The organism is Elstera sp., from assembly GCF_044372965.1.
In the GTDB taxonomy this organism is placed as follows: Bacteria; Pseudomonadota; Alphaproteobacteria; order Elsterales; family Elsteraceae; genus Elstera.
This window is the reverse complement of record NZ_JBILQX010000271.1, coordinates 1-3446: the sequence shown is the minus strand read 5'-3', so window position 1 is coordinate 3446 and position 3446 is coordinate 1. Positions and strand designations below refer to the sequence as shown.

The following is a 3446-nucleotide window of genomic DNA, read 5'->3' as shown; positions in this document are numbered from 1 at the left end:
GCTTCAGGCGGGCTTGATAGATCAGCCCTTGGCGCGGATCGTCGATGGCGTCGCGCGACACGCTCTCCACGGTCGCCTCCAGATAGCCGTAGCGCGTGAAGGTGAAGGTTTCCACTTTCACCACGGCACGTTGGCCGGGGTGGACGAAGCCGATATCGCGGTTCAGCAAATTCGCCTGCACCTCCAGTCCGGCATCGGCGGGCACCAGCACCATCAGCGCTTGCGCCGCCGTGACGACACCGCCGACCGTGGTGACGGCCAACTGCTGGATCGTGCCGTCCACCGGGGCCGTGATCGTGCGGAACTGGCGGCGCTGCTCGGCCTTAATCAGTTCTTGATGCAGCGCGGCGCGGCGTTTTTCCGCGTCCGCGCGCTCGGTTTGCAAGGTGCGCTCCACCTCCGCCCTTATTTGCGCCCGCGCCTGCCGCGTCGCCGTTAGCGTCGCTTGGGCTTCCACCAACCGCGACTGCTGCACGGTCAGTTCGCGCTCCTGCTCCACCAACTGCTGCTGGATTTCCAGTGCGGTGATTTCCGAGCCGATTTGCTTATCGGCCAGATAACGCCGCGTTTCCGCCCGTTTGCGCACCAACGGAATCGTCGCGTTCAGTTTGGCAATCTGCGCCTGGATCGACTGAAGCTCCGCCTGGCGTTTGGCGAGATCCGCATCCCCCGCCGCAAACCGCGCCACCTGTTCGGCGGCCCGCGCCTGCATCAACGCCCGCTGCTGCGGCAGATAGCTCACATCCGCCCCTTCCGGCACGGTGAACGCGCTCTCCGGGTCCTCCGGCCGCGTCAGCAGTGCCGTCAGCCGTGCCACATCCAGTTGCGCTTGCAGATAATCCCGGCTCAGCCCCGCCAGATCCGCCTCGACGCTGGTCGGGTCCAACTCCATCAGCACCTCGCCCGCCGTCACCCGCTGGCCTTCCACCACGCGAATGGCCTTCACCACCCCCGCATCCGCCGGTTGGATCAGCTTCACCTTCCCCGCCGGAATAATCCGCCCCGTCCCCGTCGCCACCACATCCAGCGACGCCACCGACGCCCAGCCAATCCCGCCAATCACCAGCGCACACAAGGCCAGCACCAACCCCCGCCCCAGCGGGGACGGCGGCCGCTCCAACACCTCCAGCGCCGCCGGAAGAAACGTCAGATCGCGTGTCGTGCTCATGATGCGGCTTTCGGCTTGGCAGGGGCGCTGCCCCTGGACCCCGCCCAAGGGGCGACGGCCCCTTGGGAATCCGCGAGTGCTTTTGGAGAAGCACGAGAAGCACCGGAGCCATTATAAATTAAATGGGATTGCCAAGGGACAAGTCCCTTGGCTGGGGGTTCGGGGGCAAAGCCCCTGAGAAGAGAGCGCGCCATCCTCACGCTGCCCCCTCCGGCATGCGCCCGCCTTGGATGGCGTAGAGGCTGGCGTAGCGGCCGCCTTTGGCCAGCAGGTCTTCGTGGGTGCCGTCTTCGATCAGGCGACCGCGTTCCAGGGTGAGGATGCGGCTGGCCATACGGACGGTGGTGAGGCGGTGGGCGATGATGATGACGGTGCGCCCGGCGCAGATCTGGCGCATATTGGCCTGGATGATCTGCTCGGATTCAACGTCGAGCGCGCTGGTGGCCTCGTCGAGGATGAGGACGCGCGGGTCGGTGAGCAGGGCGCGCGCCAGGGCGAGGCGCTGGCGTTGCCCGCCGGAGAGGCTGGCCCCGCGCTCGCCGGTGACGGTGTCATAGGCCTGCGGCAGTTCGAGGATGAACTCGTGCGCGCCGGCGAGTTTGGCGGCGGCGATCACCCGGTCCATCGACGCGCCGGGCTCGGCCAGGGCGATATTGTCGCGGATCGAGCGGTTGAAGAGCACGTTTTCTTGCAACACCACGCCCATTTGTCGGCGCAGCCACTGCGGGTCGATCAGGGCGAGGTCCATGCCATCGACCAGCACGCGGCCCTTCTCCGGCACCTGAAGGCGCTGGATGAGTTTTGCGAGCGTGCTCTTGCCCGAGCCCGAGGGGCCGACGATGCCGATGATTTCACCGGGTTCGATTTTCAAGGAAACGTCGGTCAGCACTTCCGGCCCGTCGGGGCGGTAGCGGAAGCCGAGGTGGTCGATGTCGATGCGGCCTTCGATCTGCGACGGCAGAGCCCGGTGCGCGGCGCTGGCGGGTTCGGCGGGATTGTCCATCACTTCGGCCAAACGCGACACCGAGACGCGCATCTGCTGGAACTCTTGCCACACCTGGGACAGGCGCAGGATCGGCGCTGCCACCCGGCCCGCCAGCATATTAAAGCCAATGAGTTCGCCGACCGACAGCGAGCCCTCGATCACCGCGCGCGCGCCCACATAGAGCAGCAGCACGGTGGTGCCTTTGGAGATCAAATTAACCGCCTGGCCCGCCCATTGCGCCAATTGCCCGGACTGGAAGGCGCTTTCGGCATGATCGGCTAGATGCTCTTCCCAGCGCCGCTGCAAGCGCGGCTCGACCGCCATCGATTTAACCGTTTCGATGCCGCCGACCATTTCCACCAGAAAGGCTTGACTTTCCGACTGGTGCTTGGAGCTGACTTCCATGCGTTTCTTCAGCATGGGCGTGACGAGAAGCGACACGATCACATAGAGCGGCAGCGAGCCCAGCACGATCAGCGTCAGCACCGGGCTATACATCCACATCACCGCGAAGAAGACGATGGTGAAGAAGAGGTCAATCCCAAGCGTCAGCGCCGAGCCGGTGAGGAAAGCGCGCACGCCTTCAAGCTCCCGCACCCGCGCCACCGTATCGCCCACGCGGCGCGCCTCAAAATAGCTCAGCGGCAGCCCCATGAGATGCCGGAACATTTTCGCGCCAAGCTCGACGTCGATCCGCCGCGTCGTGTGGCTGAAGGTGTAGGTTCGGAGCGCCGTCAGCAGCACCTCGAACAGGGTGAGGGCCGCCATCGCCAAAATCAGCACGTCGAGGGTTGAGAGCGAGCGGTGGACCAAAACCTTATCGATCACCACTTGGAACAGCAGCGGCGAGACCAGCCCGAAGAGTTGCAAACAAAAGCTGGCGAGCAGGACTTCGCTGAAAAGATTGGCGTATTTACGCGCGATGCTGAAAAACCAACCGACGTTAAACCAGCCCGGCGTTGCCGCAGCATCGCTTTCCCGCCGCGTCACCTCGATCACCCGACCCGACCAAGCCGCCTCAAACTCGGCCCGGCTCAGCGTCTGCGGCGCGCCGACCAGCGGGTCTTGGATCAAGGCCTCGCGCTCCGAGAGTTTGGCGAGCAGAAAAAACGTCCCATCCCGCCGCTCGATCAGGGCCGGAAGACGAAGTCCCGTTAACCTTTTCCAAACACTTTTGCGATCCGACGCCTGAAAGCCGATCTGCCGCGCCAACCGCACCACCTCGTGCCGCGCCAGCACCCCATCGGCCCCAACCTGTGCCCGCAACCGCTCCGGCGAGAGGCCTAACCCGAG

Annotated in this window: 2 protein-coding genes; both read right to left on the bottom strand. The window is 65.1% G+C overall.

What is annotated here, in order from left to right; genetic code table 11:
- The coding region (locus ACIQ36_RS19380) for an HlyD family type I secretion periplasmic adaptor subunit (RefSeq protein WP_395832421.1) at positions 1–1168 on the bottom strand (1168 nt) is incomplete at its 3' end.
- A 196-nt stretch (positions 1169–1364) separates the two neighbouring features.
- On the bottom strand, positions 1365–3446 hold a 2082-nt coding region (locus tag ACIQ36_RS19375), incomplete at its 5' end, for a type I secretion system permease/ATPase (RefSeq protein WP_395832419.1).